The organism is Infirmifilum lucidum (assembly GCF_014876775.1).
Taxonomy (GTDB): domain Archaea; phylum Thermoproteota; class Thermoprotei; order Thermofilales; family Thermofilaceae; genus Thermofilum; species Thermofilum lucidum.
In genome coordinates this window covers 1374047-1387283 of record NZ_CP062310.1, presented here as the reverse complement: position 1 = coordinate 1387283, position 13237 = coordinate 1374047, and the positions used below count along the sequence as shown (strand labels likewise).

Annotated in this window: 9 protein-coding genes; 2 read left to right on the top strand and 7 right to left on the bottom strand. The window is 49.6% G+C overall.

Going from position 1 to position 13237, the window contains the following annotated elements; translation table 11 throughout:
• Nucleotides 1-3: 3 nt before the first annotated feature.
• The 4 genes from IG193_RS07860 to IG193_RS07845 form a co-directional block, all read right to left on the bottom strand.
• Nucleotides 4-1620 (bottom strand): ATP-binding protein, encoded by a 1617-nt coding sequence (locus IG193_RS07860; protein ID WP_192818632.1) that lies wholly within the window; start codon nucleotides 1618-1620, stop codon nucleotides 4-6.
• A complete protein-coding gene (locus tag IG193_RS07855; protein WP_192818631.1) occupies nucleotides 1604-2932 on the bottom strand; it encodes a DNA double-strand break repair nuclease NurA in 1329 nt (442 codons plus the stop codon). The genes IG193_RS07860 and IG193_RS07855 overlap by 17 nt, the downstream gene beginning before the upstream one ends.
• A gap of 81 nt (nucleotides 2933-3013) precedes the next feature.
• A complete protein-coding gene (locus IG193_RS07850) occupies nucleotides 3014-3673 on the bottom strand; it encodes a peroxiredoxin (protein ID WP_192818630.1) in 660 nt (219 codons plus the stop codon).
• Nucleotides 3674-3945: 272 nt separating this feature from the next.
• Nucleotides 3946-7029: a VWA domain-containing protein gene (locus tag IG193_RS07845; RefSeq protein WP_192818629.1), complete on the bottom strand. Its 3084-nt coding sequence runs from the start codon at nucleotides 7027-7029 to the stop codon at nucleotides 3946-3948.
• 87 nt (nucleotides 7030-7116) lie between these two features.
• Here IG193_RS07845 and IG193_RS07840 point away from each other — a divergent pair, with 87 nt between their 5' ends.
• Both IG193_RS07840 and IG193_RS07835 read left to right on the top strand, forming a co-directional pair.
• On the top strand, nucleotides 7117-7896 hold the full coding sequence (locus IG193_RS07840; protein ID WP_192818628.1) for a hypothetical protein: 780 nt from the start codon (nucleotides 7117-7119) through the stop codon (nucleotides 7894-7896).
• A gap of 29 nt (nucleotides 7897-7925) precedes the next feature.
• A complete protein-coding gene (locus tag IG193_RS07835) occupies nucleotides 7926-10025 on the top strand; it encodes an InlB B-repeat-containing protein (protein WP_192818627.1) in 2100 nt (699 codons plus the stop codon).
• Here the strand turns inward: IG193_RS07835 and IG193_RS07830 are convergent.
• Genes IG193_RS07830 through IG193_RS07820 form a run of 3 tightly spaced genes read right to left on the bottom strand, consistent with a single transcriptional unit; the run spans nucleotide 10022 to nucleotide 13165 of the window.
• The gene (locus IG193_RS07830; RefSeq protein ID WP_192818626.1) at nucleotides 10022-11038 is read right to left on the bottom strand and encodes a hypothetical protein; all 1017 of its coding nucleotides are present in this window, start codon (nucleotides 11036-11038) and stop codon (nucleotides 10022-10024) included. The two genes, IG193_RS07835 and IG193_RS07830, sit on opposite strands and share 4 nt — an antisense overlap.
• A 12-nt stretch (nucleotides 11039-11050) precedes the next feature.
• Nucleotides 11051-11665, bottom strand: coding sequence for an FHA domain-containing protein (locus IG193_RS07825; RefSeq protein WP_192818625.1), 615 nt, complete (start codon nucleotides 11663-11665; stop codon nucleotides 11051-11053).
• 39 nt (nucleotides 11666-11704) lie between these two features.
• The gene (locus IG193_RS07820; RefSeq protein WP_192818624.1) at nucleotides 11705-13165 is read right to left on the bottom strand and encodes a hypothetical protein; all 1461 of its coding nucleotides are present in this window, start codon (nucleotides 13163-13165) and stop codon (nucleotides 11705-11707) included.
• Nucleotides 13166-13237 lie beyond the last annotated feature (72 nt).

The following is a 13237-nucleotide window of genomic DNA, read 5'->3' as shown; positions in this document are numbered from 1 at the left end:
CCTTTACACCTCCGAGAAGCTGCCGCTAGGAGGCGGAGGGGCTCTAGGCGTTGCGAGGCCGAGCTCCTCCCTAGTCTTCCTAAGCTCCTCTACGAGGTCTATATCTGCACCGCCCTCTCTCGTCACCCTCTCGCGAACCTTGACTATGACGGGTATACGTGTTAATTCGCCGACGATTATCGCCTCTCCAACGTTGAGCCCCGGGAGATCCTTCATGAGTTCTTCTCCCAGTCTCTCGCTGGACTCTGCTACAGCCCTCTGGTCAAGCGGGTTCGTTATCCTCAGGATTATCTGGCTGTTGCACTGGCTTAAAGTGTCGGCGTCAATCTTGCTCGGCCTCTGGGTCACGAGTATCAGGAAGACACCGAATTTCCTCCCTTCGGCCGCGATCGTATTGATTATCTGGGCAGACATAGTCTTCCTCTTAGCGGCCTTACTCGGGACAAACCTGTGGGCCTCCTCTATCACTACGAAGACCGGCGACGGGAACTGGCCCGTTGACCTCAGAGCGAATACTTCTTCGAGTACCCTGCTGACGATGTAGTCCTGGCTCGCGTCGTTTAACCCCGAGAGGTCTAGTATGGAGACATGGCCCGGACGCAGTATCTCGTCTTTTACCGGTGTAGTCCTGTCGCCGAACACGGTGAACTTGGCTAGACCCCTCAAGTGGGCATATGCTCTTGATGCCGCTTCCCGCTTCTTCCTCTCATCTAGCGTCCTGCTCATTCTTTCGAGCTTTTCTAGAAGGTCTCTTACCGTGTAGCCTGCCTTCTTCTCCTCTCTAAGAGCCTTAACGGCCTCTCTTATAGCGCTCCTAACGTTAGCCCAACCTTCTGGTATGCCTGCAATCTCAGCTACCTCGTCTCCGTCGAGCTCTGAGAACTTGAAGACGAGCTCATGGACATTGTCGAGCTGCTCCGGCGAGTACCTGCCCGTGCTGTTAGGGTTCCTGAAGATCAGTATCCTGTCTGAGAACTCGTGCCTCCTCATGTCGCGCGTCCTGCTCAGGAAAACGTAGTCTGCGTGTGGGTCGATGACTATAGCTGTGCCTCCTAGCCTTAGAAGCTCTTCAAGCATCACTCCTACAGTGTAGGATTTCCCTGCACCGGTCTGGGCTATCACGGCTACGTGCCGCCTAAATCCGTTCAAGCTGAGGTAGACTGGAATAGAGGGTCTCGAGACGAGGCTCCCGATATGGAGCCCCTCGTCAGGGCTATAAGAGAAGAACTCTCTTACCAGCTCGTCTGGGGCGAGGTAGACGGGGTTACCCGGGAAGAGGGCCCTTCTCGGCATGAGGACGGCTTTCCTCCCATCCTCATTCGCCAGAAAACCGAGGGTTCTAGCCATGCAGAGTATGTTCGAGTCATCTATACCTGCACTGTAGACTCTCTCGAGCGTTTCCAGATCGAGCCTCGACGTAAAGGCGCTACTTCTGGACACCACTCCGACGACTTGCGCGAGCACGTAGACTTCCTCTAGGCGCCCCGAAACTCGTTCCCTAGACTTCACGGCCACGTACTCGAACTTCGGGGGGTGTTCCTCCTTTGAGGTGACGAATATGAAGCTCTCGGGCGTCGCCTCCTCTACAATCCTCCCCACAAGCCTAAGGGTAGTGGACACGCCTCTCACCTCTCGAGGGGAGGAAGTACGCGCCGAGCTCTTTCATGAGGATACCACGGTATATCTCAAGACTCCTCTCGGTGATTTTAACCCTGCGGTCAGCCTCCATCAGAAGAATATTATAGTCCTTAACCCCAGCATACATGCTCCTTAGAAGTGAAATAACCCCGGTTATGCCCTTAACGTCACTACTTATAAACTTGCTCGAGTCTAGAGCAAGGCTATTCTTAGCCACTCCTAACTCCTGCAGTTCCCTCGAGACAACGTCGACGCGTATGGGGTCGTCTCCGTGGCCGAGAATAGCATAGAACGTCGCCACGGGAGGATACTCTTTCAGCATAGAGACAAGGGCCTTCACCTTCTCCTCAAACTCTTCGCCCATCTTATCCCTACTCTTTGAGAAAAACCTCCCCAATTTCTCAACCTGGTCGCCTACACTCTCGTCCAGAGCCACCTCTATCTGCCCAGCTTGAACCTTGGAAATCTTCAGGAGCAGAGGTGTCGTGTAGCCTTCACCGGGCCTGGCGTAGAGGAGTATCTTTGAGTCCGGAGTAGAAGACCTCGCCTCCTCGAATAGCTCGTATATCCTAGCCGGGTAAAGACCAGAGCTAGCTCTCTTCCTCACCTCCTTCAAGACCTCCCGGGGTCTACGCTTCAACCAAGCCCAGAGAGCGAGGAGTTCTGAAACGTCGACACCGTTCTCGCGGGCAACCCTCACCACTTCTTCCTTAAGCACCTCCTCCTTGAACAGAGTTGATCTCGAGTCCTTGCTGACGCCCACAACCGTAACCCCTCTGTTCAACGCCTCCCTTAGGAAACTGCTGTACGTCTCGACGTACGTGAACATGAAGTCCTCCCTGTCCTCGAGGTCTAGATCCTTTAGGACGTGAATCATCCTCCCGTACAGCGACCCGTCTACTAGGACGAACCTCGGATCCTCATCTAAGGAATCCAGAGCTACTAGATGCTCGAGGTGTTCCCGCGTGAGGCGGACATAGTGCTCGAAGTCCATTAGGTTTCGCGGGTAGAGAGCGTCAACAGCCAGCCGCCTCTTCTGCTTCCCGCCCACGCTGAGCGAGAGAGCACGGGTTACCAGCAAGACACCCCCGCCGGACACTTCTATCAGGCCACTACTGCTGTCAACGGCGTACACAGCCTCTACTCTGGCGTCTCCCCGGGGAAGACTGTTCCACTTACCCAGTACGAGCCCCCTGTACCACTCGGCTAGGCCAGCAGTAGCCCCTAAAACCTTCTCGATCCACGCCCGGTTAAGCCTAACCTGCTCTACGAGCAGATCTGAAAACTCAGGCACACGCTATAACTACGCTCCGAGGTATATAACCATCTGGCAGGTAAAACTGAAAGTTAAAACAGTTAGTAAAAAAATAGTTTTTTAGATTTTCTTGTGGCAGAACCACCAGTCGTAGCACTCTATCTCCTTCTTGGCGGCTCTCTCCAGCCTCTCCTTCGCTGTTTTCTCGTCAGAGGCCGGGGGTATTATGACGTGGTCGCCTACGAGCTCGTTGTTCGGCCAGTTCGCGGGTATAGCTACACCGTGTTTGTCGGACACCTGTAGCCCTCTAATCATTCTCAGGATCTCGTCTATGTTCCTTCCGAGCTCCTGCGGGTAGTACAGCACCGCCCTCAGAACCCCGTTCGGGTCAATGATAAAGACTGCCCGCACGGTGTTCGTGCCCTTGCCGGGGTGGATCATGCCGAGCTTTCTCGCAACTTCACCCGTGTCGTCCGCGATTATCGGGAACTTAATCTCGACGCCCAGTTTCTCCCTGATCCACTCGACCCACTTGATGTGGCTGAACACCTGGTCTATGCTAAGCCCGATTAACTGGACGTTCAGCTTCTGGAACTCGTCCCACCTTCTCTGGAACGCGAAGAACTCTGTTGTGCACACTGGAGTAAAGTCAGCCGGGTGCGAGAACAGGACGACCCACTTGCCCTTGAAGTCGTCGGGTATCTTCAAGACACCGTGAGTAGTCTTGACCTCCATTGTTGGGATCTTTTCGCCCAACAGGGGTATTCTCCCTTCAGCCATGCCTTCCACCTTTTTTACAAATCCAACTGAATCTTAGAGTTTAATAAACATTTAGTTTGAATATCTAACCATTTACTAGAGTTGTTCTAATTTTTGACTCTTGGAGGCTCCAGCTGAGAGAAAAGTTCTAAACTATTTGAGGGCTTTGTATACTACTGGCAGCACTGTCTGTCAGTAAAGTTGAGGAGGCCCCCAGTTCCTCTTATGGAGGAGATTATTAGTCCTGTCAAACAACCCTGACCGGGGGTGTGTTTCTCGTAAGTGTAGGGGTGTCAATGGGAGGTTTGCCCGTAGTTTCCCAGTATTATGGCTAGGTCTCTGTAGTCGACTATGGAGTCTCTATTTAGATCTATGAAACGGTTAATGGTGGTGTTGCCGTAGTTCGCTATTACTAGTGCGACGTCCCTGTAGTCAACTACGCCATCAGTGTTTACATCGCCGCGTGGGAATACTTGGACGGTCAGGGAGTACCTTGATGGTGGGTAGTCGGCGTAAGTAGCTGTGAACTCTATCTTCACCGAGCCCCTAGCCTTTAGAGGTATAGTAGCCGTGTAGGCGCTTTCACTAGTCTCGTTTAATAACACGGCTGTTCCCAGGTACTTCATCTCTACTCTCGCTCCAGCGAGTCTAGCTCCCGTCAAGTTGCTTACCAGGGCAGTGACAGCTAGTTTTTCGCCCTCTATGAACTTCGTTTCGTTCACCATCACGTTGAGAATGAGCGACTTGAGAGCTAGCGTCACTGGAATGAACGTGTTTAAAACGCCAACTCTTATAACAATAGTACCTGTAAGCACGGGCCTCGCGGCGTCGGTGGGAGCGGTTATATCGTAACTTATGGTTGCAACGCCTCCCTGCTCAACCCGAGGAACGCTAGAGGGCGATACGCGCATAAGACCTGCTAACTCGCCCCGGACTTCGACTCCCAGGTTTGTAACTGGCTGGAGAGCTCTGATCGTGATAGTGCCTGTAACTCTCTCCCCGGGCCTCGCACTCGCCGACACGACCCTCCGGTCTACGACTATACTGGGCCTATACACCACTAGTGTAAAGCTCTCGCCTCCCTGTGGGACTTGGACTCCTCTTACGACGACTCTCCAGAGGCCGGGCTCTGGGTTGTACACGATTACTGACTCGTATCCAGGCATGCTTGTCCTAGCTACGTATGATTCGACGCCTCTAATTACCCTTCCACTCGGGCTAATCAGGGTTAGGTTTATGAGACTCCCCACGTATGAGAGCCGGGCCCCTACGAAGTCCATGTCGCGCGTAACTTCAATTTCTACCTTCTTCTCCTCCCCCTGCTTAACTGTAGACACAAGGTGGTATATCGGGACGCCACCTACAGTTCTAATGGCAAGCATGGAATATATCTTCTTGAGATCCTCGGGGGAGGGCGCGTAAAAGTACAGCGCGTTGGTAATCAACGCTATCCTCTTGAGCAGGTCTTCATCAATGTCTCCCTTCTCACCGAAGCCGAGAGTGAATACGGGGATATTTTTCGCCGACGCTTCGTGAGCCACGTCAACGGGATTATATTGTCCTGCATTGTTTTTGCCATCCGTAAGTAGCACTACTGCTCTGACGCCACTAACTTTGTCGAGCTCGCTCAAAGCCAGCTTCAATCCATCGCCGATCGCAGTCATGCCCTCGGGGGTTAGAGTACCGAGCAACTGGTACAGGGCGGTTTTATCGCCGGTGAGGGGGGCCACCAGCGACGCTGAGTCCGAAAACTTTACAATACCGGCTCTGTCGCTTGGAGATAGCAGCGAGATGAAAGTCTTAGCAGCGTCAATAGCGGCGTCAATCTTCCTAGCACCCCTGAAGCTATCATCCATACTCCCCGAAACATCTACAACCAGCATAACATTTACACCACTACCCGGGACAAGATCTCCTCGCCTCTTAGCCATAATACTCCTGTACCTCTCATACGCGTCGCGAAGACTCTCATAGTACTCGAGCTGCCTCTTCAAGGCCCCAGCGCTAGATGATGAAACAAGAATGCGAGAGAGATCAAATAGACTTTTGACCTGAGCGCAGTACCTCTCAGTTTGTGTCCCTGGAGTCCAGCTAGGAGGCTTGAGCCCTAGGAAATCACGTAGCTCGCCTGGAAGATCATATATATCGCTACAATCCAGCTTACTCAGCCCTTCCCAGTATTCAAGTTCAAGCTCATAGGTTAGGTAATCATAGAACAACAACTTAGACACTAACGAGAGGCTCGGCTCAACCCCGCCCTTGTCTATCTTACTTTTCAAATTAGCCATGGTACCATAGAGAGAAGACAGTAGAGAGGAGTGGATGTAGTGGAAGCCCATAATCTTGTCGCTACCTTTAAAAGCTTCGATTATAAAGTAATCTTTCGCGAACTTTAGTGCCGCTGAAACTCCTATTCTGACGGCGTCGGCGGCTATAATGTTTAAAAGCTTGTCTCCAAGTTCACCTGGATTAATATTGCCGGCATACCAATTCTCCAGCGTATTCAAGAACTCCCGTGCTTTATTATGACCTTCATCGAAGACGTAGAAAGAAATTACTTTCTCCACAGTTTCGGGTTGCATCGTCCCGCTTAGAGCCTTGTATGCGACTATAGTGGAGAGAAGAGTATAGTATTTCGCTAATTCGCGAGAGCCCTCCACGAACATGTTGAAATCTTTAAGACTTTTGACTGTCTCTTTGAATTCCTCATCCGAAATTTTATTTAGTAAGGATTCAAACTCGTCCGAGGCTTCCCTCGCTTTTTCATCCATATTACTCGCAATAAAGGCCAACACGAAATATAGCTTTGGAGAAGTCTCAGGGCCCAGTTTAAAGTTCTCTTCTATTTTAGATAGCGTAGTGATAAAATCAGTGGTAGCAGATAGCGCGAAGAGACAGAGAGCTATTGCTGAAGAAGGGGGAAAGAGGGCAAAGAGAACAGCTACTACGGCTAGTGTAGCCAGTGCTCCTTGAATCTGGCGTTTATTCAGGTATTCTTCCCCTTTTTCGACTCCTCTTTTCCAATGTGACCCTCTCACCCAGTAGTCGTAGGCACTGAGATCTTTGAGGGGTTTCCGGGAGTCGTAGAATGCTATGGCGAAAACGTCTAGGCTTTCGCTTTCAGGCATAAACCATTTCTTTCCGAGGACTACAGAGCCTGTGCCAACGCTGTATAGGAGGTATTCTCCGCTTGAGAGCGTGTAGTTTATAAGCGTTGTATTACCATATTTTACCTCTACCCAACCTGTAACGCTTTCCCCTTTTAGTAAATGCGAGTACACATCGTCAGGTATTGTCTGAGTTTTTATTGTTTTGAGGAAAACCGTTGAGACTAATAGGGAAATTAGAAGGAATGATGTGATGGCTTTCTTTACCATCAATTTCGTTTAAATTAGAAAGCTTATATTTAAGCCTTTTAGACTGCGTGAACCACTGTTTTATACCCCCCGCGTATTGAGTATGGTGTGAACGCCCACAGTAGTGGAGGCGATACCTTTGTCTACGTAGGGGCTCACCTAATACGTAACGGCAGGGGGTGGAAGCTTCACGTAAGAGTGTCTCCAAGAGACCTCCACTCCGTCGGGAGTTTCTGCCTAAGAGTCGCGAAGAGGTATATGGACTTGGGCTATAGGGTTGGTGCAAAGGTCGTGACAGAGAAAAGCTTTGCTAGTTTCACGGGCCTAGACCACCAGTTCTGGAAGTTTGTAACAATATACGTGGATGAGCATTCCTCGGAAGTAGTTCCTCTAATAGTGTACCTGGTAGACTCGTACGTTGAACACGTAGGTGCAGAGTCCGCATTTGACCACTTGAGCGCGAGGGGGATTATACCCAGTAGAATTATCCCTGAACCCTTCCTAGGGAAAACGAAGGCCGTGACAATCCGGTACTCGTCGGCATTCTCCCCCAAGACGAACGTGGAGGAAATTCTAGATGATATTGAGAGGAGGAGGCCACAGCTCGTCCTTGCAGCAGGAGTTAAAACAAGGGAATACCAGGATATAGTCGACACGGTTAACAGGATGACTTATTTTCGGCTTGTCTCCAAAGGGGATGTCTACTCTGCAACTAGGGGTGATTTTATACTCGTCAGCTTAGACAGTACTACCCTCCCCCTACTAGCCCGCATACTAGATGTTGGCAGGGATAGTGTTTTAGCAGTACTAGTAGAGGGCGCGAGGAAAGGCTACGTAATTAGAGTATCGCTGAACCAGATCTCCAAGAACCCCCTTAAGGAAATTTAATTAAACCTCTAACAACCTTTAACCATAGTATGGAGTTGCAGACATTCGTTAAAAAAGTAGTTATTATAGTTGCACTGCTTCTCCTCCTAGTCCTTCCTGGCAAGCTGCGTGCCCAGCCTAGCTACTATGTGGGGAACCAGGTTATAATAAAAAGTTTGCAAAGCGTCGTTGTCATAGCTTACATCTCGCCCATAGGCGTGGATTGGGAGACGTGGAAACAGCAATACTACGTTGGGCACGAGCAGGAATATGCAATAGGCTTAACAAATAGGGTAATTCTCATGTTCGGTGCCAGCGACGTAAAACTTTTGGGAACGGGTGCTGATGACGCCAACCACATAGTCTACAGCATCGTCGAAGTGGACTTACGTAACGCGCGGTACTCAAACCCCCAAGACGGCGTCGTCGTTTTTATAGACCCGTTCAAGGTGGAGGGTAGGGGGTGGTTTGACAAAGTAGAAGTATATGCTGAACGAGGAGTAAAAATCTACTCGGCAAGCCCCTCCCCTAAAGTTTCTTCACCAAGTTATGTCCTGTGGGAAAACCCGAGCTACGAAGCGGCTCCATCCAAGTACACTATCGAGTTAAAACCTAGGGTCACAATTATAGCTTCGGGGCTTCCTCCTGGCCTCACCGCGACAGTCAAGGTCAACGGCTACCCGAAGGGATCCACTTCGTCTTCAGGGCTCACGCTATACCTCGACGAAGGTAACTACCTCATAGAGGTTGAAAAGACTGTATACAAGGATGATTACACAAGGTTTACCTGCAGCAACAATGTCCAGAGTATATACCTGGCATCGGCTCAGACGCTGACTTTCACCTACACGCTTGAAGTCAGGCTGGATATTGTTTCAGGGATACCTGTAGAAGTATACCTGGACAACATTAGGTCGAGAACTCCTGCAACATTCTGGCTAACTAGTGGTACGACATATAGGTTGTCTGCCCAAGCTTCAATTCCTCTTGATGCTACTCCTACCTACAGGAAGAGCCTAGTTTTCTCGCACTGGAGTGACGGGGTGAAAGATAACCCGAGGATTATAGCCCTGCAAAACCCTGCTAAGCTGGAAGCCATATACGCTGAGAAGACCGAGGTTCTCGTAGACGTGAGGTCGCAAGTGGGTGTAGTCGAGGGGGGCGGCTGGTACCCTCTTGGCTCAACAGTGAAAGTAAAGGTTGTGGATAAAGTCGTCCAGGGGGGCAGAGGCGAGAGGTACGTCTTTAAGGGCTGGAGCGGCGATATTTCCTCTAATTCACCGGAGGTGACCTTTACGGCAGACAGGCCAGTAAGGCTTGAGGCCATCTGGGCTAAACAATACTACCTTGAAGTTGTCAGCGAGCAGGGCAGTGCAACAGGCTCAGGCTGGTACGACGAGGGGGCGACAGCTTATGCCTCCATCAACACAACAATTATACCTATTGATGATAAGAGTAGGTGGGCCTTCCAAGGGTGGAGCGGCGATGCCAGGGGGCAGGGGCAGAGGTCTGAGCCTATAGTCATGAACTCCCCGAAGGTAGCTGTGGCAAAGTGGGCTAAAGAGTACAAAGTCTCTGTATATTCTCCTGTAGGGGAAATATACGTCTGTAGGGGGGACGGAACCTGCATGAGAAACCTAGGTAAGAGCTACTCGGGCTGGCACCCTGAGGGCAGTAGCATCGAAGTTGGTGTAAAAGAGACTTCAATAGGCTTTCCCGTACGGGACGTCTTTGCTGGCTGGAGAGGGCTGGGCCCCTACGACTCTGAAGAAGTTAGCAGGGGTGTTGCCTACATAAGGGTCGACGCCCCCAAAGAGCTAGAGGCTGAGTGGAGGAAGGACTATACGCCGCTCGCAACCATACTAGCTGTCATCTCACTGCTCGGTGCCCTGTCTGTATTCCTCGCCGCTAAAGGTTACGTTGCACGCGTGCCTCTCCTCCAGGCATTGAAGAAGACTACAGTTAAGGGAAGGGGAGTAGAGGGTACGCGCGTTAGGGACTACTGCCTCGAGAGGATCCATGAAGCAGAGGGTAAGCTCAAAAAGCTCGAAGAGATGAAGGGGGAGCTAGACCCAGAAGTCTACGGCAAGCTCAGGCAGGAATACCTCGACGAGCTTGAGAAAATAAGGAAAGAGTGCCCCTACTCCTAGGGGGAGCCTCTCCCGCACTTCCTACACTTCGTGAGTACGGGAGGGTTGACCTCCCCGCACTCAGCACAAACCCACCAACCGCTTTCAACAAGCCTCTTTTTGAGGCCACTCAGAGAGGCACTCAACTCAGCGAGAGATTCCTCATACTCCTTCTTGAGCCTACTATAGGTCTCCGTATCCACTTCTCCCCTCGAGTGAAGGTCTTCAAGTCTTGCAAGGTACCCCGAGTACTTCTCAACCTCAGCCCTTAGAAGACCATCAAGCACTCTGAGCTCGTCTTCAAAAGCTAAACCCGTACCAGGAGCCCCGCTTACACGCTCGTGGAAGAAATCTAGGTAACGTCTAGATATCCAGGAGAGAGTTTCGAAAAAATCAGACACGAGTGATGCTCTACGAGCCCCTTCCACGTGTAAGCGGTAAAAGTAGACAACCAAGCCACCAGCAAGAAGCGAGCCGGCATATGTAACGAAGGAAGAAATAAACCAGTGAAAATACAACAAATTGATGGAAAAAAGAAGGAAGAAGAGAAGAGAATAGACCAGTGAAAATACAGTAAATTGTGAGAAAAGATTGAGGAGGAATCTCCTGCCTGTACCGTGAATCGATACATAACTGCTTGCCCACGTCGCAAACAAGATAGGGAGTGAAGCGGAAACTTGTAGTACCTTTATAGGAGATTTAAATAATAGAAAAGGTACTACAAGGTATACTAGAAGGCTTGAGACGAGCAGGCTTCTCCTGTATTTTTCACCCATATGTGAGGCTAGAGGGATGAATGCTACCTCTGCAGGTAGGAGATAGCAGAAAAACATCGCAAATAAAACTGTAACCCCGAGAACAAACCTCTCCACTGAATCAAACTCTACGAGCAACACCACTAGCAAACCTACGAGGAAAATGAAAAGGTAGATGAAGGGTTGAAGCCGTGCTAGAACAGAGAGGATAAACGCAACCGTGTACGCGGTGATAAAAGCCGGGGATAAGTACTCGGTGCGCGTGCTCCCCCGGGACATGCCCCAGCTTCCTCAGGCCCCTCCTGTCCTAAACGTCAAGTTTATCACGCCAGCAGGGCTTATGACGTCGCCATCTTTAAGAGGCTGCAGCCCCGTGCCTTTAATCTGCCTGCCATTCAACAGCGTCCCGTTAGTACTCATAGAGTCCTCTATGAAGAACTGCCCACCGCGAAAGTATATGATAAACTGCGGCTTGCTCTGGCTAATTGCATCGAGCAAGCCCGGCGGGGCAATGCCCTGGAAGTCGCTCCTCCGGAACTCCTGGGTAGGCTCTGTCACAAAGAGAGACCCGCCCGGAGCCTCGAGCCTAGCCAAAACTACTTTAGTTGTGGGAGGGGCGGGAGAAGGAGTAGGGGAGAGTATCCTAGTCGGATAAGACGGAGGAGGAGGGGGTAGAGGAGGGGTTGGTGGCGGTGGAGGCGGTGGCGTTGGAGTTTTCATCGCGTTGTAAGCAAGCATAAATCCGGCAGCGAGAAGGATCAAGCCGAGAACGAGAGGTAAAACTCCCGCGGCACTCCAGGGAGGCCCGGAGGCGAGAAAGATGAGACCCCCTACTGTAGTAATCAGACCTAGGAGGAGGACAATTATTCCGATAATGAGGCTTGAAGCTTTGAAAATGGTAGTCATACGTTTTTTATTACTAGGACGGTTTATTTAAATTTTTTTCTAGCTTATCTCTAGGTTGACTTCACCGTAGTACGGCAGTGGGGCTCTACGCCTCGTGAGAACAACGTACTCCAGGCCCATCAACAGGGTCACTGCAGCAAGTATAAGCACAAACCCAACCCCCCTCAAGGCCCTGATAGAGCCGTCACAAGGAAGAATACCTTCACTCGTCTTCGCCGCTACTAGCCTGACTTCTACGAGTCCAAGGCCAGGATTGAAGGCCTCGCGTAAAAGAATCCAGGGACTGTTAATCTCCTGGGGCTTCGCCCAGTAATAGAACCCACTTGCATTTAGAAGAACCTCTTTAGCCCCTGTTACACTCTCTTTCGTGTATTTAGGTATATGTATAGGTATAGACTTATTCGAGAACCTTATCAGCAATTTAGAGCTATAATTATAAAGAAAATCTTTGCCTTTCACTGTGAATAAAATGGTTACATCTTTCTCTCTCTCCCCAGCTGTGAGGTTAGAAAGACAGGAGCCCCTGCTACAGGCTAGAATCCCGTCCCTGCTCGTAACCCAAACGAGGGCTACATCAGCGTTAGTAACATTAACTCTAGGGCATGCATAGATAGTTTTACTTACGTCTAGGCTATTTCCGTATATGTCCTTAAGCGTGAAGCTCAAGATGTTACGCTGGCAGAGTATAGCTCCGGCCCGCGTAACATTGATAACTATTTTCTTAGTTCCGTTACCGCTTATAATTTGACTGTCTAGAGGTTTATCATTAAGTCTGAGTGACGTGATATTAACAATCTCGTTCGCAGAAATCGTTACACCATCGTTTATGGGGCTAAACCAGTTACTGGGTAGACTTACTCCTGTATCACGTATAACGTTGTATGTGTAAGAATGGGATATGTTAGCATAATTGGTTACGTTTATTTTGACCGTATAATTTCCATCCTCTTTAAGCATAAGCATAAACATACAATCAGTCGCGTTCTTATATTCACAAGCAATGTCACTATTATTGATAGTAATTTTGATTTCCTTGATTCCAAATACCTTATTGCGTACTATAAATGATGGTGTTATAATTTTATTTTTCCCAGTAATTTCTATTGGAGTGGAGTCTTTAATGGGGCTATTATTATATAAGATCTCTGTTTTATCAGTATATCTTTTAAGTGTAAAGCTTTTTCTGTTTATATCACTTAAATTATCCACACGAGTAGTGTTGTAGTAGATACCAGTGGTGTGGATGGCGTAAATAGTAAGGATAAATCTTTTAAATTCCACTTGGCTTAAGTTTAAGTGTCCCGTCTCATTAGTGTTACCTGTTTTTATGATAGGCTCCAGTGGTATGAGTATGATGATTACTTGTGCATTTTTCAAGGGATTCTCACTTGGCTCTAACAATTGAAGGGTTATTTGCTGTGGTTGGGCTTTGAGTGTTGGGAGGGTGTGCGGGAGTAGGACTATGAGACAGATTAACGTAATTAGGGCTACTCTCTGCACATTTTTTCTTAGATCATCCTGTCTAATAAAAACTTTTGGCCTTAAGCAAAGCTTATAAGTTCCTTTTCTTTT

Bases quoted from the DNA above. Each gene is read 5' to 3' on its own strand.
- IG193_RS07850 (WP_192818630.1), bottom strand. From the start codon at position 3,673: ATGGCTGAAGGGAGAATACCCCTGTTGGGCGAAAAGATCCCAACAATG.
- IG193_RS07845 (WP_192818629.1), bottom strand. From the start codon at position 7,029: ATGGTAAAGAAAGCCATCACATCATTCCTTCTAATTTCCCTATTAGTC.
- IG193_RS07835 (WP_192818627.1), top strand. From the start codon at position 7,926: ATGGAGTTGCAGACATTCGTTAAAAAAGTAGTTATTATAGTTGCACTG.
- IG193_RS07830 (WP_192818626.1), bottom strand. From the start codon at position 11,038: ATGTCCCGGGGGAGCACGCGCACCGAGTACTTATCCCCGGCTTTTATC.
- IG193_RS07825 (WP_192818625.1), bottom strand. From the start codon at position 11,665: ATGACTACCATTTTCAAAGCTTCAAGCCTCATTATCGGAATAATTGTC.